The following is a 21,542-nucleotide window of genomic DNA, read 5'->3' as shown; positions in this document are numbered from 1 at the left end:
AGGGGATTCATGCCACGCTCCGCCGCTCTGCCCTGATTCCGGCCTGCCGGCTCGACCTCTATTACGGTCGGCCACGTACCGGCCGGGCCCTCTCGAACTCGACCGCGGCCCTCGACGGGGGGATCAGCTGAATCGCACGAGGACCAGCCGAGGACCGGGCGGGAGAACAGACTGGGACCGGCCTGGGATCAGGCGGGGAATCAGTGCGGGTGAGTCAGCCAGGCGACTGAGTCGGGTGCCCCAGCCTGAGTGACTCAGCTTGAGTGCCCCAGCCTGAGTGACTCAGGCTGGTGACCCAGTCGGGTGACCCAGTCGGGTGACCCAGTCGGGTGACCCAGTCGGGTGACTCAGTCGGGTGAGAAGGAAGGGTCGTCCGCCGCTGTGCGGACGACGGGGGGAAGCAGGCGCGCCAGGGGGGCGCGCCCAGCCTGGAGCCGCGGGTCGAACCCTGACCGCGCGACATCCCCGGTCGCGGCCCCGAAGGGACCGCTGCCACCGCCGTTGGGCACCAGACCATTGGTGTCCAGGATCTCTCCGGCGGAAGAAGGTACAGGCAGGCCAGGATCCTGCTGGCTGTTGAGGCCGTCGACCGTACGTCCGGCCATGGCTTCGGCGTTCTCCGACGCCGAGGCGTGGCCGGGATCGAGGAGGGACTGCTGCGCGACCCCGGACAGAGCCGCTCTCGCCGCCGCTGTGGTGGCCGCTGCCGCTCCCGTCTCCGCACTCGCGTCCGCCGCCCTCCCTGTCGCCGCGGTGGAATCCGCGGCCGCCGGGGCGGCGGTGAACGTGCCGAACAGGACAGCGAGCAGCCAGCCGGTGGCCACCAGGGCGCCGACAGCGGCTGCCCGCACGACGACCCGACGAGCGCCGGCCGCGAACCGCGCCATCCGGTCAGCCCGATCGGTGGTCACGTCCTGCGCCGGGGTGATCACACGAGGGCGGCGGACAGCCAGGGCCTGAGCCCTCTGCCGCCACACCGCCTCACGCGCCACAATTCCTCCCGAGTATCCAGAACCGGCCTCACACCGTGAGGCCGGTCCGTGGACTCACCCCTCAACGTTCCGTAACCGTAGCAGCACTCAAGGTTGCCGCAAGAGCTTTTCACCCGAGACCCAGAATTTGGCCAACCACCCTCCCCCCAAACCCTCCCCAACCACCCCACCCACCCCCGTGCGCCCCCATGCCCACCCCATCGGAGCCTCTGCTTGAGCGGTCGAAGACCCGTCGCCGGCAAGGTCGCGATACTTGGTATGACGCACTGCTCAGAGTTTGCTAACCTTACGGAGCCGACGCGAGATGACGGTCCCGCGTGCAGGCACCAAGTCCGGGTGGCGGAATAGGCAGACGCGCTAGCTTGAGGTGCTAGTGCCCAGTGATGGGCATGGGGGTTCAAGTCCCCCCTCGGACACAGACTGATACCCCATAAGGTCCTGGTTGCTCGAAGCAGCGACCAGGACCTTTCGCTTTGCAGGCTCATAGACCAGCCGCAGGCCCATCCCCGCATAGAGCTTCGTCTTACGGGCAGGATCCGCGGCCCCCAGCACGCTCACGACGTCACCGAGACGGCGCAGGGTCGCCGCCAGCTCGTCACGGTTGAACCGCCTGCCGCGACCGGCCGGGAGGCGTCGCAGCGTCGTTTCCAGCTCGGCCTTCCGCTCTTGTTCCTCTCGGATCCATCCGGCCACGAGTGCGGGATCCGCACCAGCTTCCAGGACCGCCCGGTGTTGCGAGAGCTTCCGGTCGCAGTCAGCGATCTGCCGCCTCAGCACCTCGCGCTGGCGCAGTTCGGGTAGTTCCCTCTCTTGAGCGGCGATGAGCACGTCCAGCGTGTGATTGATATTGGCTGGCATGAAGAGACGACCCAACCACCGGTCAAGCTTGGGCACGATGTCACACTCACGCACGTAGACGTTGCGAGGGTGCTCGACCCGGTTCGCCAACGCATACTCCTCAGCGAACCGACACCGGTAGTACGCCATGTCATTGACCCAGTGGCCCTGCATCCGACGATCGCAGAGCCCGCAGAAGAGCAGCCCCCGCAGCTGGTAGGACTTCCGTGTCCGCCTCACGGTCTTGTCCGTCTGCCGGCCACCTCGTCTATGCAGCGTGCGTTGAGCTGCGTCGAAGTCCTCCCGACTCACGATCGGGGAACCTGTCAAACCCGGTGAGACGTCAGGCTACTTGCGCGCTTTGTGGTGAGGTGTCGGTCTCGGAGGCCGCGGGCGGCTGGTTGATCCACACCTTGGTCGGCAGTGCCGGTGGGTAGGGTCGCCGGCCGCGGAACCGTTCCGGATGCGCTTGGAAGGCCGCGTGGAGGGTGGCGATTCGGCGGTCCTGGATGTGTACGGCGGTGCCGTCGTGCACCGAGGCGGGTGTGTGCATCGCGATCCCGGAATGGCGGTGCTCGTGATTGAAGCTTTTTCATCCCCTGGCGGCGGGCTGCTGGTCACAGCATGATCGCGAGTCTGATGTTCGCCTGACGACGTAAGAAACCCCTGGTAGATGGATTGATCACCACAACCAGATCCATCACAACCAGGGGCTCCGGATGCTTTTCTATCGTGCCGCCGTCGATTTGTCGCGTTCAACGCTGAACTACGTCGCCGGGGTGATCCGCCGGCACCGTAAGGCGATCGGATCGGCCTGGCGGCTGCTCAACCCAGGGCAGCAGGCGCTGCTCGTGCTGGTCTACCTGCGCAAGGGCGAGACGTTCACCGAACTCGGAGCCGGTTTCGGGGTGTCGACGGCGACCGCATGGCGGTACGTGGAGGAGACGGTGGCACTGCTGTCGGCGCGCTCACCCAAGCTCGGCCAGGCGCTGCGCAAGGCAAAGCGGGACGGGCTGCACTACCTGGTGCTGGACGGCACGCTGATCCACATCGACCGGGTCAGGGCCGACCGGCCGTACTTCTCCGGCAAGCACCGCGTGCATGGGATGAACGTTCAGGTCATCGCCTCACCGGGCGGGACGATCCTGTGGACCTCCGGAGCGCTGCCCGGCAAAGCGCACGACCTGAGCGCCGCCCGCATCTGGGGCATCCTGCGCGCCTTGGAGCAGGCCGGCATCATCACCCTGGCCGACAAGGCGTATCAGGGAGCCGAAGGCCCGGTCCGCACCCCGTACAAGGGCAAGAACAAACCAGCATCCCAGAAGCAGGCCAACCGCGCCCACGCCAAGCTCCGCGGCCCCGGCGAACGCGCCAACGCCCAGCTGAAGAGCTGGAAGATCCTCCGCAAGCTACGCTGCAGCCCTTCCAAGGCCGGCCACCTCTGCAAGGCCATCGCCGTCCTTCAGAACCACCGCGTTGCCCAAGCCGCCTGAGGATGAAAAAGGGTCACTGATAGACGGAATATGCTCAACGTAGGATGACTGCGGGGACCGACCTTGTTACTCGAGTCGCTGTTCAAGTGCTTCAAGCAGCCGTCGTACTGGCAGGTTCAAAGGCCAACAAGTGTCATAGTGTGGTCTCCTGTCGGGGTACAGGTTCGGCTGATCCACTCGCTCCAGCGTTCCGGCCGGCCACTGGACTTCAAGTTCCGTCGTTTCCTGGAGGAACGCCATCTCAGTTACGTGATAGCCGTGCCCAAGAGCCAGTGGGTCTCTGCGGGCTGGGACGGGGAACGCACTGGAACCGTCATCGCGATCCGTGGCTGCATTTCGGAAAACGTTCGAGTTCCGGCATCCCTCAAGGCGTGTAGAGTGATGCTGGCGCAAGTGTTCCCGGCCAGAGGCCCTTCATGTGCCTCGAAGTCAGTCGTCGAATTCCCAGGCTCTGGAAATTCGTATGGCGCGGACTTCTGGGTGGTTCAATATTTCTACTAACGTCGGCTTGGAGAAGCCGTATGTGAGCAGGCCGTAGATACGCCCCTCCTGCGCCGACCGCTGCAACTGGTCGACATTCAGACCCAGTTGCATAAACCCAATTCGGTCTAGCCAAGTGATGCGGGACACCCAGCGGCGATACAATTCGACGCTAGAACGTTTCTTGCAATCAACCGCGTAAACCGCACACGCCCGCCAGTAGACGGGCTTCTTCATTCCTCCTGCCCGACCGGAGAGGAAAAGAAAGACTGCGTCGCTTTGGATTTCAAAAGATCCAGCGAAACCGTTAGTTAATTGCTGTTCGCTCAGAGGGGTTGTCAACTCAATAATCGCGTTCGCAAAAGCGTTCTCCGATAGGTCGTCCAATGCATTCTTAGCGCGAGCCTTTGCGGTCTCGTCGGCTCCGTTTCCACCGTTAAAAGATCTGAGCAGAGCCGTCATCTTCGTGTCGGGAAGCGGTGGCGTGTGGACGCGCCTTATCACGTTTACGGACACTTGACCAAGGATATCGTGTGGTGTTTGATCGTTTTTTCCGCTTCCGTAGGGAAGCGCTGCCATTGAAAATTCGGTTGAGATTGGATCAATTCTGGCATGCGAACTTTGTTCGATAAAATATTCAGGATATGCCGTTTGAACGGCACCCCTGTAAACCTCGCGAAATCGCTGAGGTTCGTCGGCGATGAAGTGGACTATCTCGGCGATAAGAATTGCTAGGACTATCGCCGTAATAGCGAATCGGGCGGGGCGTCTACGAATCATAGTGTATCCTCTCGGGGTTGAACATGATCGGGCGAGACGGCTGGAATAGAGTCATCCGGCCGTCTCGCCCGACCTTTGTCACGGATTATCACCCGCGAGCGCAGGCATTTTTGGTTGATTATCCGATTCTACTCAAACTGCGATCACGTATCACCCCCATCGGTTTCGTCGTAGTTGAGGGGCCATACAGTTTCGGCCCACCAGTACTTGGTTTGAATCGAGATGTTATGCGATACGATCTTGCAGTCTTTTGGCTTGGATGGGTTTGATTTACACTGCTCGTACAGGCTAAGCGTCCCTGTCGCTTGATGCTTAAGTCGATTGGCCTTGCCGCAGAAAAGATCATCGCAGGTCGTGGAGAACTTTACGGGCGCGATACGTATGCCTCGTACACCCGCTTCCGCGTTCGCGCTGAGAGACCCAGTTTGGCCGCTCTCGGATACGCTGGCACTCGGCGGCCAAGAAATGCCGGGCGCAAGAACGAGGCTAGAGATTGTCACAGAGGTTTTGATCTCTAGGCGGAGATTGTTGAGCACGAACTTGTCCACTTTGCTCTTGCCGAACGATCCCGTCGGCTTGACATTCGTGTACGCGCTCCACTCGCTCGCCTTGAGCGGTGACGAAGCGAACCCATTGTAGGCCCAGATCAGGACAGCCCCGGCCTCGAATACTATCCCCTTGGTGGAGTAGTCCCACCCGAAGAGCTCGGATCTGCATCCCCCGTTGGCGCATTTCTTGAGGGCATTCCAAGCTTTCGTGCCGGTAGGCCCCCCGCTCCCTGCGGCGCCTCCTAAGTCTTGGCACACCTCGTGCTGGGTCCCGTCGGGATCGACAAATCCGGAACACGGGTCGTAGCCGTCTGTGCCGTCCTGGTATCTCGGTAACGGAGCCTGAATCTCGGTCACGTTGCCGCATCGGTCGAACACGTGTATCGAGATGGTCGACTCGATCGGTTGAACAACGCCTCGTGTGCTGGGACCCGACCGGCTCTCGGGGTCATCTGGCGAGGTTTGCGTCCAGGTTCGCTCGACGGAGGCGACAACGTGAACCGATCCGTTCGGCCCAGGGTGGACCACGACATTGTCGAGCGTGACGCGGGAGTCGCTGCGCGTTTCCCCGGTCTGCTTCATGCTCGCGTCATACTGCACCAGCGCAGCGTTGAAGAGCGACAGCTTGGCTGTGCTCGGAGCATCATAGGTCACACCCGGCGCATCCCAAATGGTCTCGGCTCGACCCTCCAGCACAGCGTCCTGCGCCTCGTAATACGCCTTGACGCGGTTGATTTACTCCTGCGCTCCAGATTCACCAGCGGCCTTTCCTTGTGGTGGTTCGCCGTCCAAGAATGGAATGCACGCCTGGTTGCCGTCATTTGCCGGTGGAGGCACAGCCTTCGGAGTGACGGTGACGGCCTCCCAAGCACTCTGGCCGTACGCGGTCTTGGCACGCACCTTAACCGTGTGGGTTTCCCCGTTCGACAGCCCCGTGATTGCCACGAACGGGACCTTGACGTCGAGTGTCTTCACCACGCCGCCAGCGCTATCGGCGACTTCGACATCGTAGCCATCCAGCATTGCCACGCTGCCATTAGATTCTGGCAGCCCCCAGCTGGCGACAGCGCTGGCGTCTCCCGCCTGCGCGCTGAGGTTGAGAACCTTGCTGGGTGGTCCGGTCAGTAGATAGGTGAGTTCAAGCGACGGTTGCGAAGAACTCTCCGAGGCTGCAAAGGTGATCACCTCGTCCGTGTTGGAGGTGAGCAGTAGCCACTGGTACTCAGTTCCGGCGACGTCCGCTTGGGGACTGCTCAGTGGCAACGTATGTGGCTTCGCTGTGGGATCCGCATCCGCCGCTAGATCTGAGCCTTTGGTCTGGCTGGTGACCGCACTCTTCAAGGGGGTCGCGGTGACAACCGCGTCTGCAGGGCAGGCCCCAGACGGGCATGTCGGTGTGCCGAGGTTCAGTTCTGCGGTGGTCACACCCGCACCGTTGGGCAGTTCCTCGAACTTGAAGGCGATGACAGCAGCGGTCTTGTCGGTTCCGGTGCCACCGATCCGCATGCTGGTCGAGTCGGTCGCTGTGCAAGGTGCTCCGCTGCAGGCGGTTGGGTCGGTCTTGGCCGTCTTGATGACGAAACCTTCCGTGCCAAGGGTTAGGTTTCGGACGTCCTCATCCAGATCAGGCGGGGGTGTTCCGGGGGTGGTGAAAGAGCTCGGTGCGGTCTTGGGGGTGCACACCTCCAAGCCTGCGTCATCCGAAACGGCTGCCGAGGTGGCTGATCCGCTTGCGCGGGTCGAAGTCGCGGTGCCGCCGAGGGCAGTGTTCATGTCGGCAATGATTTCGGCGGCGGTTTGGGGTCGGTTGTAGATGCGGACGTCGTCGATGATGCCTTTGAAGTAGTCGCCGTAGGCGGTGTTGCCGCCGATGTGGAGTTTTCCGGTGTCGGTGCTGATCGGGCTGCCTACGGGTTCCTCGCCGAAGAGGACACCGTTGCGGTACAGGCGGGCGGTGCTGCCGTTGTAGGTGACAGCGAGGTGAGTCCAGGTGTTCGCCGACAGGTTGCCGGTCGCGTCGACGGTTGCGATGGATTCGTCGTTGATGAGGAAGTTGCTCTGGGGTGGTCCTTCGGCGGCCGCGTACAGGTTGTAGGACATGTCATAGAAGAGGTTGTAGTCCTTGGCGATGACGGTGCGGTAGCCGGTGAGGCTGCTGGGGTTGACCCAGGCGGACAGGGTGAGCGCGCTGGTCTGCCGCAGGGAGGCGGAGTTGTTGACGGTGACCCAGTTGGAGGTGCCGTTGAAGGACAGGGCCTTGCCGTATTTGCCGTTGACCCAGGTGGTGCCGCTGGCGGTGCCGTTGTTCTTGCTGGTGGCGTCGGTGACGGCGGTGCCGGTGCCTTCGTTCATCCTGTAGGCCGCGACGAGCCCGGTGGGCAGCGGCGTCGGGGTTGGCGTGGGCGTAGGAGTGGGCGTAGGAGTGGGTGTCGGTGTGGGGGTTGGCGTGGGGTCGGGGTCCGGGTTCGTGCCGCCGTCTTGCGGGCCGGTGACGCAGGCGGTCATCTGCCATTTGTAGGTGGTGCCGGCCTGCACGGTGTTGGCCGGGATTTGGAAGGAGGCGCGCTGCCCGCCGTTGACGGTGCGGCTGCCGAGCGGTGCGGAGCCGACTGGGAGGCCCTGGTTGTCGTAGAGGTAGTACTTGGCGGTTACCTGCCCGCCGGAGGGGCGGTTGATCATGCCGGACAGGATCGGCTGGTTTGGATTTTCCATGTTGGTCTGGGTGTCGGAGGGCAGGACGGGGGCGTCGCTGGTGATGCGGTAGGCCGGGCTTTCGTTGCAGACCGGTGGGGTGACGCCGGTGCGGCAGGCTTTGACGACGAATTTGAAGCTGGCCGGGTTGTCCAGGGTGAAGACCTTGTCCAGGGCCTGGCCGGAGGGGATGTTGTTGTGGGTGGTGGTGGTCGGGACGCCGACCATGGTGCGGATGTCAGAGGCGCTCAGCACCCGCTGGTAGACGTGGATGTCGTCGAAGGCGCCGTCGAGGCCGTCGGTGTCGGGGTCGAGGCTGTCGGTGAAGCCCTCGCCGAGCTGGAAGGGGCCGCGGGCGTTCCAGCTGACGTTGACGTCGCGTTCGGCGGACAGTTCACCGTCGACGTAGAGGCGCATCTTGTGCGCGGAGGCGTCGTACTGGGTCGCCAGGTGGGTCCATTGTGCGACCTTGGCGAGGTTCTTGGACTGGGTCAGCACGTCCTGGTAGCGGTCCGGGTTGTCCTGGGTGGCCAGTGACAGCAGCCAGCGCTGGTCGTACTCGGGCGCGCTGCTGGTGGCGTAGTACAGGGAGAAGCCGGGGTTGTGGGTGCCCATCTGGGACCAGACGGCCTGGTCGCGGTTGCTGGTGTCCAGGCGGACCCAGCCGGCCACCGTCCAGCTCTGGTTGGTGTTGAGCACCGGGCCGCTGGTCGCGGCGTACGCCGTCCCTCCGGAGAGCTTGACCGCTTGGCCGAGTTGGCCGGGCTCGCAGGTGTAGGTGCCGGACAGGGTGGCGGCGCGGTTGTTGCCGGAGGAGTCGGTGAGGGTGGCGCCGGAGGTCTCGTCGAGCTTCCAGTGGGCTGCTTCACCGGTGGGCAGTTGCGGTGCGGGTGGTGCCGTGGTGGAGTCGTTGACGGTCACGGTGTAGTCCAGGGGCCGGGCTTCGGGCACGGCGGACTTGTAGGTGACCTTGACGTTGGTGCTGCGCGCGATGGCGTCGTTGCCGCTGATGGAGTCGATCGACTCGGCGGTCACGGTCGGGATCTCGGGGGGCAGGACCCAGTCCACGCTGAGCTTGGGCACGTTCTGGCCGAAGAACTGCGGCCAGAAGCTGTAGCCCTCGGCCGTGAAGAGTTCCATGGGCAGCTCTTGGCTGAGGCTGAGCGTGACGCCGTGGTTGGCCGTGCCGGTGGCCCACAGCCGGGTCATCGCGGTCAGGTCCCAGCTCCACACCGATCCCGCCGAGAGGGGCAGCGCGCAGGGGTTGACCAGGGCGCGTCCTTCGTCGGTGGTGTCGGGCTGGGTGTCCCACCAGGTGTCGTCGGCCACCCAGGGGGAGGTGATCCGCCGGGCGGCGACGCCCTGGAACTCATCGCACAGGGCCTCTTCCTTCAGCGTCAGCTGCATGGTGCCCTTGACGACCTGGCGTCCGGAGATCGGCGCGGTATCGAACTGCAGCAGGGTCCGGACGAGGGTTTCGTCGTCTGTGGAGGAGTACCGTTGGACTCTGCCCGGTGTTGCGGTCTGCCCGTTGGGAGACGTGACGCCGATTTCCTGGGTGATCCCAAGGGTGGTGGTCGGGTCCACGGTCACCGGGTACTGGGTGGCCGGTTCTGCCAGCCATTTCGGGTCAGGCTTGAGCACCAGCGTGGTGCCGTCGCTGCCGGTCTGCACTTCGGCTTCGACCGTGGCCTGCCGGCCGTGCTTCCTAGCGTCGGTGGTCGTGGTGGCCTGGTCGGCGGCGGCGTCCCACATGCGCGGGGCGGGCGCGGAGGCGACCTTCTTGCCCTTGGCGCCGGTCAGCGTGAGCATGCCGGACTTGGTCTCTTTGAGCTTGAGGCTCGGGGCGTGCACCGGCAGCCGGAACTCCACCGGCCCGGCGGGCCGCTCGCGCAGGACCACGTCGTGCCGGAAGCCGGTGGGCAGCGCGGTCACCACCAGGTCCGCGGACGGGCCGGCGGCACCCACATAGGTGGCCACATTGCCCTTGATCTGCGGCTTGGGAAGAGCGGTGGGCCAAGACAGGCCGAAGCTGTCGGAACGGCCGATCCGCATGGTGGCGAAGGGGCCGGCGCCGCCGGCTGATAATCGCAGGTGGGATTTGGCCAGGCGCGGCTTCAGGACGCCGTTCTCCTCGACCAGCGTGGTGTCGATCCACGCCCACGAGCCGTCGGCCTGCCGCATCTGCGCCGGTCCGGTGTAGGACTGGGTGGACAGATGCCCGTCCGGATACGCCCACGTACGCGAGGTCTCGGTGTAGGCGGCCTCGACCGCCACCGGCTTGTTCTGCCTGATGGCCTCCGCGACCGCCGCACGTAACGGCGCATCCGGATCCTCAGGGCGGGGGAAGGTGGTCACGGACGGCCCCGAGGGACTCTCGGCTGGTTCCGGACCGGCCTGTGCGGCGCCGGTTACGCCTGCGACCAGCAGCGATGCTGCCACCGTGAGCACCGTCGCCGTCGCTACGTGCCGGGCGGCCGGTCAGCCGCGTTTCGGTGTGCTGACTAACTCGTTCACTGACACCTTCAATCTGGTGTGAGTAGGAAACAGCAAACAAGCTTTACCTTTTTCCAAGATCACCCGGCAATATGCGAAAAATCACGATACGTGACCCCTCGAAAGACGTAACACCCATGCGCACAGGAACGATCTATATGGTCAAAAAGGGTGCTCAAATTGGTAATCGGCCTTGCCGAATACCAGCAATGACGTCGCCAACAGCCTCATGGAAAGGCAGCGAAGAGGCGTACGCTCGTCTTAGGCGGAAACAGCTGCCACCTCGCCACCGGTGATCACTTGGCAGCGACCTGGCGCTTGGAGCGTATGACCCGGCGCTCACCCTTTGCTGGAGATATACGCCCGGCAGTCGCAGCCTTTGACCTGCGGGATCTTACTTCCTTGGCGGCAGCTAGCGAGTGCAACGAGGCAACGCTGACCGGTTGTGGCAGACTCATTTATCATCTGCAAGACACAGCACACAAGATGATGAAACGACTGTCTATGCTTCGCGACTGACCGTGTCGACGACATCCGCGGGTGCCGCTGAACCGCAGATTTAAGCCGTCTATCTAGTCGCCACTCTCGTGGGTGAAGGCCCAGTCGCACATCAGCACGGAACAGTTGCGCGCTGTCACCGCGCCAGAGTGCAGCTTCGTGAGAACGGCCTTCGAACCATGGTGCTCGCGTTCTTTTCCCGGCGTATGAACCTATACGCACGAAGAGGCCGGCCTTATAGCAGCAGGCCGACCCCCTTCATTTCGCTACGGCTGCCGTTCGCCCAATGGTTATGGGCGTCGATGTCGAGATGGACCCACACCGTGTGTCCCGTTGCCGGGCTGCCGATCTGGGAGAGCTGCACGACGAGATCTCTGACGATCGCGACCCCGAACCCGCCCACCGTCAGCGTTCCGCTTGCTGGGCGGCGGTCGAGCAGCGGCCTGCCTGCTCCCCCGAGGTCACAGACCCCGAGGTAGGCCGGGCCCTTCTCCGGGTGATGCATCTCCACCCCGAACCAGCCTCCAGCGCGGCCGGAGCGGGTGTGCAGCAGGGCGTTGTCCTCCGCATCCGCCTCCCCGACGAGCCGCACCAGATCACCGACCTCCTCCATCATCGATCTGATCTCCTCGACATCACCAACCGGGCCAACGAGCTCAAGGCGTACGAGGCCATCAGCACTTTCCTGCACGGCCACCTGATCGGCACCAGCACCGACCATCCGGAGCCACTCCGCGTGGGATGACGGCTCAAGGAAGCAGCGGTGCCCATCCGTGCATCGGATGGGCACCGCGTTCAGACGTCGCCGTCCGTACCGCTGAGTGGTCGGCCTGATAGCAGCAGGCGGACCGTACTCATCCGGCTGCGGCGGTCGCCTGCTCGGCGTCCTTCACCTCCAGGTGAACCCAGACGGTGTGCCCGACCGCCGGACTTCCGACCTCGGCGAGCGTCAGGGCAAGATCTCCGACGATCATGAGCCCATACCCGCCCACTTTCGGCTGCCTTTTCGCCTGCTGCCGCTTGAATCGGGGCCTTCCTGCCCCTCCGAGGTCGCAGACGCCGAGGTAGGCCGGACCGTCCTCGGGAAGGTTGACCTCCACGCCGAACCAGCCCCCTGCCTGTCCTGATCGGGTGTGCGGCAGGGCGTTCGTCGCGAGTTCTGAGACGATGAGCGCCGCGTCGGCCTCGCGGCCCGTCCCGGTGAACAGCACCTCGACCATGAACCGAGCTCGCGCTACCTGATCATGTTCTCCGGGGAACACGCACTGCCACACCATCCGGTCTGGTGCGCGCATCCACTTCCATCGTTGCTGCGGTTGGGTCGCTTCGATCATTCGTGGGTTCTCCTGTGATTGGTGGTCGTCGCATCCGGGCGGGTGCGATCGGTTCCATCGGGGCTCGACTTCACGTCAGGGGTCAAGTCGTTAAGATCAGTACGTGGGTGAGTACGGTGCGAAGCCCGCGATCGAGGCGTCCCCGCGCCGCCGCCCGACCGAGTGCTTACCGAGCAGCATCTGCGGTCGAGGTGCTGTCGCGGGCATCCGGCAGGATCTGCCAGTCGTCGGCGTCCCGGCAGAATCCTCGGATCTCGGGGGTACTGAACAAGATCTCCCGCCGAATCTCCAGCTCGGTGTCTGGAGCCGACGCTGCCTCGGTGAGCCTCCGCACCTGCGCCACCTCGGAACCCGGGCCTACGCCCGTACAGGCTCCTTGGCGGTGACGCGAGCTCTCAGCGCCGCCAACTCGTGCTGCAGGCCATGCGATCCGGCGAGCATCAGGGCATGTACAGCGCTCACCTCCCGGGCGGAAGCCCAAAAACCCGAGGCGGGTGTCCGAAATGAAAGAACCTCGATCGAGTGGACCCGGAACGCCGCCGGGTCCAGGTAACGGATGCCCCCGGTTCCGCAGAGGTAGGTCGTCGCGCCGGTCAGCCAGGCGAGGTCCGCCAGCCGCTGTGAGCGTTCCCCTCGGGCGAGCAGATCGCTACTGTGCAGAATCCGTCCCGACCATCCGACCAGTTCCAGCAGCAGGCGTGTGGACAGCTCCGTCACCTCCGCCAGCCGGTCTGTGCGCTCGAATGCGGCCAGCACGGGTTCGAGCAGCCGCTTGAACGACGGCCAGTAGGTGCTGTGCCGGTAGTGATCAGCAAGAAGCTGAGCGACACGGCGTCGGCAGCGGACGGGATCCGCCAGACGCGCTCCGCGAATGGAGGTGGAGCGGCCGTGCGGTAGATGGGTGGCGATGGAGAGCCACTGCTGCTTCCGAGACTCGTCGAGTGAGGCGAGGCGCGCCCGGTGCTGGTAGTCCCTGCGGGCGAACTGCACGTCGTCCAGGACGATCCAGTAGTCGGCGGTGAACAGCTTGGCCAGGGTCGCCAGCCGGGGGAAGAGGTTGGGCTGGTGAACGGCGCACACCTCGCCGTACGGCAGGTCAGGGCGTGAGAAGCCTGCTGTCGAATCCGGCGCGGAGAAGAGCCTGGTAGGCGTCATGGACCTCTCCAGGGACGGGCTGCTCGATGGCGTAGCCGAGCTTGGGGTACTCGATCACGCGCTGGAGGTCGCCGACGAGCATGTCGATGACCAGCTTCGGATCGCCGATCGAGCCGACGTAGTCGTCCAGCTCCAGCGGCTCCGAGGCACACACCACCTCGACCTCCGGCCACACCTTGCGCGCCGTGGCGTACGCCCGGCGTTCCATGTACGGCTTGGAGATCAGCAGCACCGATCCCGGCTGAACGCTCGCGTCGGCGAGCACCTGGCGGGACAGGGCGATGTTCTGGCCGGTGTTGGTGGCGTTTGACTCCAGCAGGATCGCCTCGTCGGGCACACCGAGTTCGAGCGCGTGCTCGCGAAAGTGCACCGCCTCACCACGGGGGAAGCGGGCTGCGGTGGTGGGGCTGGTGGCGCCGGAGAAGACGAGCAGAGGGAACCAGCCGGCGCGGTACAACTCGGCCGCCGCACGCGCCACACCGAGGTCGTGGCTGCCCAGGCCGATGGCCACATCACACCGGCGCAGGTCGTGGTGCATCTGGTGGTAGTCCCAGATGGTGCGGGCGTGCCGCCACTGCTCGTCGGTGATGACCTGCTGCTTGACGCTCACTCGGTTGCTCCCTGGTCGCCGTGGCAGAGGGAGACGGATCTCCCCCTGGATGGTCCGCTGGATGCCCTCGATACTGCGCAGCTGGTGTGCGAGCCCATGTTGAGCGGCCTCGCGTGCGGCACGGTCGAGGATCACCAGCCCATCATCCACGGTGGCCCGGTCCGATAGCAGGATGTGCCCGTAAGCCGTCTCCAGTCGTACGCGCTGCATGGGCGCGTCGGTGACGGCGGTGGCGCGGGCGAGGTCGATCAGGCGGAGCGCCTCCGGGAGGTTGCCGGAGCCGCGGTGGGCCAAGGCGAGCTTCTGGTGCGCGACGGACCAGTCCTCCGGTTCGCCGAGGCTGTCGAACTCTCGGATGGCGGTCGTCATGAGGCGAGCGGCGTAGTCGTTCTGGTCGCTCTTGCTAAGGGTGGTGCCGACCCACAGCCGAGCTCGTGTCCGATCACGCGGGGAGAGGCGGTCGTCCACCGCCAGCGCCTCATACTCCTTGGCGGCCGCGTCCAACCGGCCCGACATCTCGGCGACGACGGCCAGCGACAGGTCGAGCTGGGCGATGCGCCGGGGGATGTCAAGCTGGCTGTAGATCGAGCGGGCGTTGAGGTAGCAGCGGCGAGCGGACAGAGGGCCGGCGACTGCGCCCTGGTCGCGCTGGAGGTCGCCGAGCAGTGTCGTGGAACGCGCGAACAGGTACAGGCCCTTGTCGTCCAGGGCGTGGGGGTCGTAGCGGCTGAGCCATCGGTTCAGGAGGTCGTTGGCGTAGGGGAAGCTCTGGCGGCTGAGGGCGACCACGGCCCTGTCCAGGTCGTCCGTCCAGGTCTCGTAGTCCCAGGCCCGTGGGCCCACGCGAGTGACTCGTAGCCCGTGGTCGGTGTTCTGGCCGAGCTCCAGGAGCAAGGTCTCAAAACGCAGGTGGATCGCCGAGTCCGTACGGGCGAGGGCGGTGTCCAGGATGGCCTGGGTGTCGGGGCGTGGCCGGGTGGCAGGGCCGAGCTGGTCCCACTTGGCCACGGTGCGGGCGGCCACGCCGAGGTGCTGGGCGAACACCCGCACGCTCATCCGCAGGGCAAGACGAAGCGCACGGGCTTCAAGGCCGGTCCACTCATGCACGGTCGTCATGTCGCTGCTCCCTTCCACGGCCATGGAAGCACGCAGAGACACCAAGGGACTACGGAAGTGCAACGGAAGTGCGACAGCGGGTCGTATCCAGCCGGGCCGGAGCTGGCCATGCTCGAAGAGCGGGCCAACGGACCCCGAGCACGGTAAGGACGGCGCCCTTGTGGACACTCACCGAACAACACGATGTGGACGGCCCGATCGTCTACGGGTACCTGCGGCTGCACCGCTCCACCCCCGAGTGGCAGGCAGCGCTGACGTTGGCCCTCACGCAATACTGCGACCAGCACGAACTGGAGCTCTGTGGCATGTTCACCGATCGGGGAACCGCATCGGCCGAGTCTCCGGCTTTCGCCGGGCTGCTGGACGTCCTGCTCCTGTCGAGGGCCTATGGAGTGGTTCTGCCCACCGCACACCACTTGGGCGGAAAGCACGTCGCCGCTCGGCGGCGGGCACGGCTCGACGAGATCGGGGCACGGCTGTTGTTCGTACGTGGTCCTCTCCGCCGGCTGGAGCATCCACGCCCAGAGACGATCGACGGCTACCAAGCTGACAGCCCCGACGAGCTGTGGCAGCTCATGAAGGGTGTGGCACCACCTGACTGGCAGGCACTTCCTGCGCTCCAGAGGGAGCCCAAGGGATGACACGGGAGGTGGCGGCCACACAAGCAGTTCAGCAGGAGGAGCCCGCGTTCGAGTGGGAGCCGTACACGCCGGGCAGCGTGCTTCGGGTCACGCATACCTCGTGCTGTGGCCTGTATGAATTCGCGTCTGGGGGCGGCACCTTCTTCGTGCTGCGCCACACCGGCGACGGTTATGAGGAGACCGGCCGGGGCCGCCACCGCAAGGCGTGAACATCTACATCGCCCTCGCCGAGGCGCACCGTGCCGAGCACGTGCGCCGCGGGGAACGGCCTGAGCCCGACACGTTCCTCCTGTGAGGCACGGGGACGGCGCGACCAACTCGCGTAGCAGCTACTGAACAACCACCATCGCCCAAGAAGAGGGGACCCACCCGTGACCACCGACAACGCCGCCCAGGACGACGTAGCGGTCCTGCGTGACGCCATGGTCGAGAAGATCGCGGCCCGATACCAGAGGCTGGGTCTGGACCTGCCGCCGGAGGTCGAGCGGGCACTACGCACAGTGCCCCGTCATCTGTTCACGGGCGACACGGACCTGCGCACCGCCTACGAGGACAACGCGATCGTCACCAAGCGCAACGAACGAGGCACCTCCATGAGCTCGGTGTCGGCGCCCTGGCTTCAGGCGATGATGCTGGGCCAGGCCGACCTCAAGTCCGGTGACCGGGTGCTGGAGGTCGGGTCGGGCGGTTACAACGCGGCATTGATCCGAGAGGTCATTGGACCGACAGGTTCGGTGACCACGATCGACATCGACCCTGAAGTCACCGACCGTGCCAAGCGGTTCCTGGCGAACGCGGGCTACGGCAACGTGGAGGTGCTCTGCGCGGACGCCGAGTTCGAGGTCGAGACAGACCGTGCGTTCGACGCGATCATCGTCACGGTCGGCTCGTGGGACGTGCCCCCGGCCTGGCCCGCTCAACTCGCCGAGGGCGGCCGGCTGGTCGTGCCGCTGCGTACCTGGGGCATGACCAGGTCCTGGGTGCTGGAGCGTCAGGGCAGCACCCTGGTGAGCCGCGATCATCAGGTGTGCGGCTTCGTCGCAATGCAGGGCGTGGGTGCGCACCAGGGAACTGCGACCCCGTTGCTCGACGCCAGCGCTGATCACGCGGTCGGCCTGTGGCAGGACGAGCAGAACACCGTCAGCGCGGAGGCGTTGGCCGGTGTCTTGGATCAGCCTCGCGTGGAGGTGTGGACCGGCATCACGGTGGACGCCGGAGCCCGCTACAGCGATCAGGATCTATGGCTGGCCACCAGCTTGCCCGGCTTCAGCCTGATCACCGCATCGCAGCAGGCTCTCGACGACGGCGTCGTGGTGCTGCCGTGGCGATACGGCACACCGGCGTTCGTGGACGGCCCTAATCTCGCCTACCGTCCCAAGCCCCGCCCCCTCGACGGTGACGTCTTCGAGTTCGGAGCCTTCGCCCACGGCCCGCAGGCTGAGCGAACTGCGCGGCGACTGGCCGACAAGATCGCCGCATGGGATTCGGCCGGACGGCCGAGCCCTCGCCTGTCGGTTCATCCGACGGGCACGCCGGACGCCGAGCTGCCTGACGGGCACGTCCTGGACAAGAAGCACACCCGTCTCGTGATCTCCTGGCCGCCGGCCAGGTAACCCCTCCATTCCTCATCGAAAGGATCGCCATGAACCCGAACGACTTCAAGCTCAACGTCCGCTTCCTGAAGGTCGAGCTCCAGAACGCCAGACCCGACAGCGAAGACTGCACCAGCGACGGCTGCGGCGAGACCCCCGGCAGCGCCGGCATCGCCAACTGCTGACCCCTTCCCGGTGTTCCGGCTGCTTCGCGCGGCCGGAACGCCACCCTCAACAGAGGAACGGCCAGATGCACCGCTTTCGAGCCGTGGACGCGGTCGTCATTCGCGTCGCCGCCTATCCGAAAGACTTGGTTCTGCCACCATGGCCTGACCTCACCGACGACGATGCCTGCGGCGCTGCCGCGTGGATCGGTGAGGTCTGGCCGATGCCGCGAGTACGCGAAGCCGTCACGCTCGCCAGCCCTGATCTGGCTCGCGTCCTCACCGCCATATGCGACGACGCGACCGCCTTTCGGCCGCGTCAGCTCCATCGCGCGGCCGAGGCCTTGATGCGCTATCTCCTGCGCTGGACCAGCCGCGCCACGCCGTTCGGTCTGTTCGCCGGAATCGCTCCCGCCGCCATGGCCCCCACCGCCTCGGTCGTGTTCGGTGACCGGCATACCGCCGTGCTCCGGCCGGATTCCCTGTGGCTCGCCAAGACGATCAGTGCGCTGGAGGAACAGCCGGCCCTGCTGCAGGTCCAGGCGAACAACCTGGGGTTCGCGCGAGGGCCCGACTGGGTGCTGCCCTTCCAGCTCGGCGCTGATGGCACAGTGTCGGAGGTGTCCGTACGCCACACGGCGGCGGTCCGCATGGCTCTGGAAGAAGCCGCCACCCCGATCGTCTTCGGTGATCTGCTGGCGAAGCTGGTCGCCGAGTCTCCCCAGGTGCCTGCCACGGCCATCGAAGGCATGCTCGCCGAGCTGGTGCGGCTGCGGATCCTGCTCACCAGCCTGCGGGCGCCGATGACCGTCACCGACCCCCTCGCCCACATCGCCGCCCAACTGGACGATCTGAAAACCGGCCCCGCCGTCCCGGACCCGGGGACACGAGTGGCGGTCAGCCTGCGGCTGGACTGCTCGATCAGCCTGCCTCCCGGCGTGATCGACGAGGTCGAGGCAGCAGCTGCGGCCCTGGTCCGGCTGGCTCCCAGGCGGCCCGCGTGGCAGGCGTACCACGCCGCGTTCGTCGAACGTTATGGCCCTGGAGCTCTGGTGAAAGTCCGGGAGCTCCTCAACCCCGATCGAGGACTCGGCTACCCCGCCGGGTTCCGCGGCTCACTCATCGCCCACGACCCCGCGCCGACCCGCAGAGACATCGCTTTGGCAGTCCTGGCCCAGGAAGCCGCCCTGGACGGAAACACCGAGCTGGTCCTCACCGAGGACATACTGGCCGAGCTGGAGACGGGCGGCGAGGCAGAAGCGGTCCCGCATACCGAGGTGCGAGTCAGCATCAGCGCTCCGACTCCATCCGCGTTGGACACCGGGGACTTCACCCTTACCGTGGTGTGCGCGTCACGGCACGCCGGCACCTCGGTAGGCCGATTCCTGCACCTTCTTCCCGCGTCGGACCAGAACCGGATCATCAAGGCGTACCGCCACCTCCCCACCAGCACGGACGGCGCAATGGCCGTGCAGTTGTCAGTCCCGCCGCTGCGAGCCCGCACCGACGGCCTGGCCCGCTCCGAGCAGATACTGCCGGTGCTGTCGTTGGGAGAACACCGTCACCCGACCGAGTCTGCGGTCGATCTCGACGACCTGGCGGTCACTGCCGACGCCCGTCACCTGATCCTGGTCTCGCTCACGCACGGCCGCGCCGTGGAGCCGTTGATGATGAACGCGATCAACCTGCGTCACGTCGCTCACCCGCTGGCCCGGTTCCTGTGCGAAGTCAGCACCGCGACCTCTACGCCCTGCACCACCTTCGCCTGGGGCCGCATCGCCGAGAAGTTCGCTTTCCTCCCGCGCGTCCGATACGGCCGTACGGTCCTGAGCCCGGCGCGGTGGACCCTCACCGCCACCGACCTGCCCGTCGGCCCTCGGGAGTGGGTCGAACGCTTCCGCACGCACCGCCAAGCACGCCATATCCCCGACGTGGTGCGATTCGGCGACGACGACGTCCTTATCCGGCTGGACCTGACCCAGGCCGCGCACCTGGCGCTGCTGCACCGCCACCTTCACCGCACCGGCGTGGCCCAGTTGATCGAGGACGGGAGCGACGACGCCTGGCTCAACGGGCGCCCTCACGAGATCGTCGTCCCTCTCGCATCCACCGCCCGACCCCGCCCCTTGCCGCGCCCCGTGCGGCGCGAGCGAATCCACCAGAGTCCCGGCCATCTGCCCGGCGACTCACCCTGGTTGTACGCACAACTGTTCGGCCACCCAGAACGACAAACCGACCTGCTCACGACCCACCTGCCGGACCTGCTCGCCAGCTGGGACCACGGCCCGCACGATGGCTGGTGGTTCATCCGGTACGACACTCCCGCACCACATCTGCGGGTCCGGCTGCCCTTGCACGACAGCGACCGGTACGGAGCCGCCGCCCGGTCGCTCGGACAGTGGGCACGCACCCTTCACCGCACCGGACTGCTCCGCGATCTCTGCCTTGACACCTACCGGCCCGAGACCGGCCGCTTCGGCACCGGCCCTGCTCTGGCCGCCGCCGAGGCCGTGTTCGCCGCCGACTCCGCGGTCGCGGTCGCCCAGCTAAGCACCTCGGCCAACGCTCAGGCCGCGACGGCGGCTGGTCTGGTCGACCTTGCCACGGAGTTCCTCGGCATGAACGGGTTGTCCTGGCTCGTCGAACACCTTGTCCACGGCGGCGCCCACGCGCTCGATCGCACCGTGGTGATGCAAGCCAGACACCCAGCAGCCCTTCCTCTCAGCCTGATCGAGCGGCGGCGTACGTCACTGGCCGCCTATCGGGCCCTGCTCAACGCCAGTGACGTGGACACCGTTCTGAGCGACCTCCTGCACCTACACCACGCCCGCATGATCGGAACCGATACCGCGTCGGAGGGGACATGTCTGCGCATTGCCCGAGCCCTCGCCGAGAGCTTGATCGCACGAGGCGAGGGGAACGGCCCGTCGACCTCCGCCAGCGGGCCTGCCACGAGGCCGACGCCATAGCCCAGCGGCTCCAGGCATCCCATCCCATCGGGCGGCCACCTCAGTCGCTCAGCGGCGGAGCCGCCGGGATCGCGCTTCTCCACATCGAACGCGCCAGCACGGGCCACGCCGGGTGGCAGGAGGCGCACGACTGGTTGAGAGCCGCAACCCGCGACGAACTCGCCGCTGGGAAGGGCGCCAGTCTTTATCACGGGGCGCCTGCTCTTGCCTTCGCCCTCCACCCCACTCCCCAGGCCTGCTACCAGCCCACGCAGGCCCTCCTGGACAAGGCCGTCGCCACTCTCACTCGCGACCGGCTTGCCGCCGCCTCCCGGCGGATGGAGCGCAGTGAGCGGCCTGTGTTGGCCGAATATGATCTGATCAGCGGCCTTACCGGTCTCGGCGCCCACCTGTGGCGGCATGCCCCCGGTGATGACCTGATCAAGGACGTGCTGACCTACCTCATCCGGCTCACCGAACCGATAGACGGTCTGCCGGGCTGGTGGACGTTGTCCTCAGCTCAGCGCACCGCAGCCGCTCCACCTGGTGGGCACGGCAACAACGGGATGGCCCACGGCATCGCCGGCCCCTTGGCACTGCTGGCGCTCACCGCCAGAGCCGGTCTGGTCATGCCAGGCCAGCTGAAGGCCATCGGCCGAATCTGCGCTTGGCTGGACGCCTGGCAACAAGATCACCTCGGTGCCCCCTGGTGGCCCGAAACCATTACCCTCGCGGAGTTCCAGCAGGGCCGCACCTTTCAACCTGGGCCACAACGTCCTTCCTGGTGCTACGGCACTCCCGGCCTGGCCCGCGCCCAGCAACTGGCAGCCCTCGCCACCGGCGACACCACCCGCAGGACCACCGCCGAATCCGCCCTGAACGGCTGCCTCAACGATCCGCACCAACTACGGCGGATCATCGACCAGAGCCTGTGCCACGGCACCGCGGGGTTGTTCATGACGGTGACCGCCTTCGCGACCGACGCGATCACACCACCCCATCTACCGATCTCCCGCGATGCGGAACTGCTGCTGAACGGCCCCGCCGCGACCAACACACCACCGGGATTCCTGACCGGACTCGCCGGCTACGGGCTCGCCCTCCACACCCTCGCCCACGACGCGGCACCCACCACCACCTGGGACACCTGCCTTCTACTCCGCTGAA

At 65.8% G+C, this 21,542-nt stretch carries 15 protein-coding genes, 1 tRNA gene and 1 pseudogene; 8 read left to right on the top strand and 9 right to left on the bottom strand.

Annotated elements, in window-relative coordinates:
- Window positions 1-347: 347 nt before the first annotated feature.
- Window positions 348-992, bottom strand: coding sequence for a hypothetical protein (locus AB0C27_RS09915; protein WP_357840497.1), 645 nt, complete (start codon window positions 990-992; stop codon window positions 348-350).
- 330 nt (window positions 993-1,322) lie between these two features.
- Between AB0C27_RS09915 and AB0C27_RS09910 the strand changes: the two genes are divergently transcribed.
- Window positions 1,323-1,408, top strand: a tRNA-Leu gene (locus AB0C27_RS09910).
- Between the two features lie 544 nt (window positions 1,409-1,952).
- On the opposite strand, the pseudogene AB0C27_RS09905 reads toward AB0C27_RS09910, so the two are convergent.
- Window positions 1,953-2,069, bottom strand: a pseudogene (locus tag AB0C27_RS09905) (recombinase zinc beta ribbon domain-containing protein); the annotation flags it as partial.
- Window positions 2,070-2,548: 479 nt separating this feature from the next.
- Here AB0C27_RS09905 and AB0C27_RS09900 point away from each other — a divergent pair.
- Window positions 2,549-3,322, top strand: coding sequence for a transposase family protein (locus AB0C27_RS09900; protein WP_357840494.1), 774 nt, complete (start codon window positions 2,549-2,551; stop codon window positions 3,320-3,322).
- Between the two features lie 429 nt (window positions 3,323-3,751).
- On the opposite strand, the gene AB0C27_RS09895 is transcribed toward AB0C27_RS09900, so the two are convergent.
- The 7 genes from AB0C27_RS09895 to AB0C27_RS09865 all read right to left on the bottom strand — a co-directional run bounded on the left by AB0C27_RS09895 (window position 3,752) and on the right by AB0C27_RS09865 (window position 15,030).
- Window positions 3,752-4,582 (bottom strand): hypothetical protein, encoded by an 831-nt coding sequence (locus AB0C27_RS09895; RefSeq protein ID WP_357840491.1) that lies wholly within the window; start codon window positions 4,580-4,582, stop codon window positions 3,752-3,754.
- Between the two features lie 143 nt (window positions 4,583-4,725).
- Window positions 4,726-5,712, bottom strand: a complete 987-nt coding sequence (locus tag AB0C27_RS09890; protein ID WP_357840488.1) for a hypothetical protein — start codon at window positions 5,710-5,712, stop codon at window positions 4,726-4,728.
- A gap of 153 nt (window positions 5,713-5,865) precedes the next feature.
- On the bottom strand, window positions 5,866-10,263 hold the full coding sequence (locus AB0C27_RS09885; RefSeq protein WP_357840485.1) for a LamG-like jellyroll fold domain-containing protein: 4,398 nt from the start codon (window positions 10,261-10,263) through the stop codon (window positions 5,866-5,868).
- Window positions 10,264-11,050: 787 nt separating this feature from the next.
- Complete coding sequence (locus AB0C27_RS09880) at window positions 11,051-11,512, bottom strand: hypothetical protein (protein ID WP_357840482.1); 462 nt, start codon at window positions 11,510-11,512, stop codon at window positions 11,051-11,053.
- A gap of 157 nt (window positions 11,513-11,669) precedes the next feature.
- Window positions 11,670-12,035, bottom strand: a complete 366-nt coding sequence (locus tag AB0C27_RS09875) for a hypothetical protein (protein WP_357840480.1) — start codon at window positions 12,033-12,035, stop codon at window positions 11,670-11,672.
- A gap of 471 nt (window positions 12,036-12,506) precedes the next feature.
- Window positions 12,507-13,229 (bottom strand): WbqC family protein, encoded by a 723-nt coding sequence (locus tag AB0C27_RS09870; RefSeq protein WP_357840477.1) that lies wholly within the window; start codon window positions 13,227-13,229, stop codon window positions 12,507-12,509.
- Window positions 13,230-13,245: 16 nt separating this feature from the next.
- Window positions 13,246-15,030, bottom strand: a complete 1,785-nt coding sequence (locus AB0C27_RS09865) for an ElyC/SanA/YdcF family protein (protein WP_357840475.1) — start codon at window positions 15,028-15,030, stop codon at window positions 13,246-13,248.
- Between the two features lie 158 nt (window positions 15,031-15,188).
- On the opposite strand from AB0C27_RS09865, the gene AB0C27_RS09860 reads away from it, so the two are divergent.
- The 6 genes from AB0C27_RS09860 (at window position 15,189) to AB0C27_RS09835 (ending at window position 21,541) form a co-directional block, all read left to right on the top strand.
- Entirely contained in the window at window positions 15,189-15,671 is a 483-nt protein-coding gene (locus AB0C27_RS09860; protein WP_357840472.1) for a hypothetical protein, read from the top strand.
- Window positions 15,668-15,880, top strand: coding sequence for a hypothetical protein (locus AB0C27_RS09855; protein WP_357840469.1), 213 nt, complete (start codon window positions 15,668-15,670; stop codon window positions 15,878-15,880). Before AB0C27_RS09860 ends, AB0C27_RS09855 begins: the two co-directional genes overlap by 4 nt.
- A 162-nt stretch (window positions 15,881-16,042) precedes the next feature.
- Window positions 16,043-17,284, top strand: coding sequence for a methyltransferase, FxLD system (fxlM, locus tag AB0C27_RS09850; protein ID WP_357840466.1), 1,242 nt, complete (start codon window positions 16,043-16,045; stop codon window positions 17,282-17,284).
- Window positions 17,285-17,313: 29 nt separating this feature from the next.
- Window positions 17,314-17,448: a hypothetical protein gene (locus AB0C27_RS09845; RefSeq protein ID WP_357840463.1), complete on the top strand. Its 135-nt coding sequence runs from the start codon at window positions 17,314-17,316 to the stop codon at window positions 17,446-17,448.
- 203 nt (window positions 17,449-17,651) lie between these two features.
- Window positions 17,652-20,396: a lantibiotic dehydratase gene (locus tag AB0C27_RS09840; RefSeq protein ID WP_357840708.1), complete on the top strand. Its 2,745-nt coding sequence runs from the start codon at window positions 17,652-17,654 to the stop codon at window positions 20,394-20,396.
- The gene (locus tag AB0C27_RS09835; protein ID WP_357840460.1) at window positions 20,291-21,541 is read left to right on the top strand and encodes a lanthionine synthetase C family protein; all 1,251 of its coding nucleotides are present in this window, start codon (window positions 20,291-20,293) and stop codon (window positions 21,539-21,541) included. The genes AB0C27_RS09840 and AB0C27_RS09835 overlap by 106 nt, the downstream gene beginning before the upstream one ends.
- Window position 21,542: the final 1 nt, after the last annotated feature.

It is taken from the genome of Nonomuraea sp. NPDC048882 (assembly GCF_040649755.1).
GTDB lineage: Bacteria > Actinomycetota > Actinomycetes > Streptosporangiales > Streptosporangiaceae > Nonomuraea > Nonomuraea maheshkhaliensis.
The sequence above is the reverse complement of the archived record's forward strand: the minus strand, read 5'-3'. Positions and strand labels throughout refer to the sequence as shown.

What these genes read in the sequence shown, in the direction of transcription:
- AB0C27_RS09900 (WP_357840494.1), top strand. Translation starts at nt 2,549, where the DNA reads ATGCTTTTCTATCGTGCCGCCGTCGATTTGTCGCGTTCAACGCTGAAC.
- AB0C27_RS09895 (WP_357840491.1), bottom strand. Translation starts at nt 4,582, where the DNA reads ATGATTCGTAGACGCCCCGCCCGATTCGCTATTACGGCGATAGTCCTA.
- AB0C27_RS09890 (WP_357840488.1), bottom strand. Translation starts at nt 5,712, where the DNA reads ATGAAGCAGACCGGGGAAACGCGCAGCGACTCCCGCGTCACGCTCGAC.
- AB0C27_RS09875 (WP_357840480.1), bottom strand. Translation starts at nt 12,035, where the DNA reads ATGGTCGAGGTGCTGTTCACCGGGACGGGCCGCGAGGCCGACGCGGCG.
- AB0C27_RS09865 (WP_357840475.1), bottom strand. Translation starts at nt 15,030, where the DNA reads ATGACGACCGTGCATGAGTGGACCGGCCTTGAAGCCCGTGCGCTTCGT.
- AB0C27_RS09855 (WP_357840469.1), top strand. Translation starts at nt 15,668, where the DNA reads ATGACACGGGAGGTGGCGGCCACACAAGCAGTTCAGCAGGAGGAGCCC.
- AB0C27_RS09845 (WP_357840463.1), top strand. Translation starts at nt 17,314, where the DNA reads ATGAACCCGAACGACTTCAAGCTCAACGTCCGCTTCCTGAAGGTCGAG.
- AB0C27_RS09840 (WP_357840708.1), top strand. Translation starts at nt 17,652, where the DNA reads ATGCCGCGAGTACGCGAAGCCGTCACGCTCGCCAGCCCTGATCTGGCT.
- AB0C27_RS09835 (WP_357840460.1), top strand. Translation starts at nt 20,291, where the DNA reads ATGTCTGCGCATTGCCCGAGCCCTCGCCGAGAGCTTGATCGCACGAGG.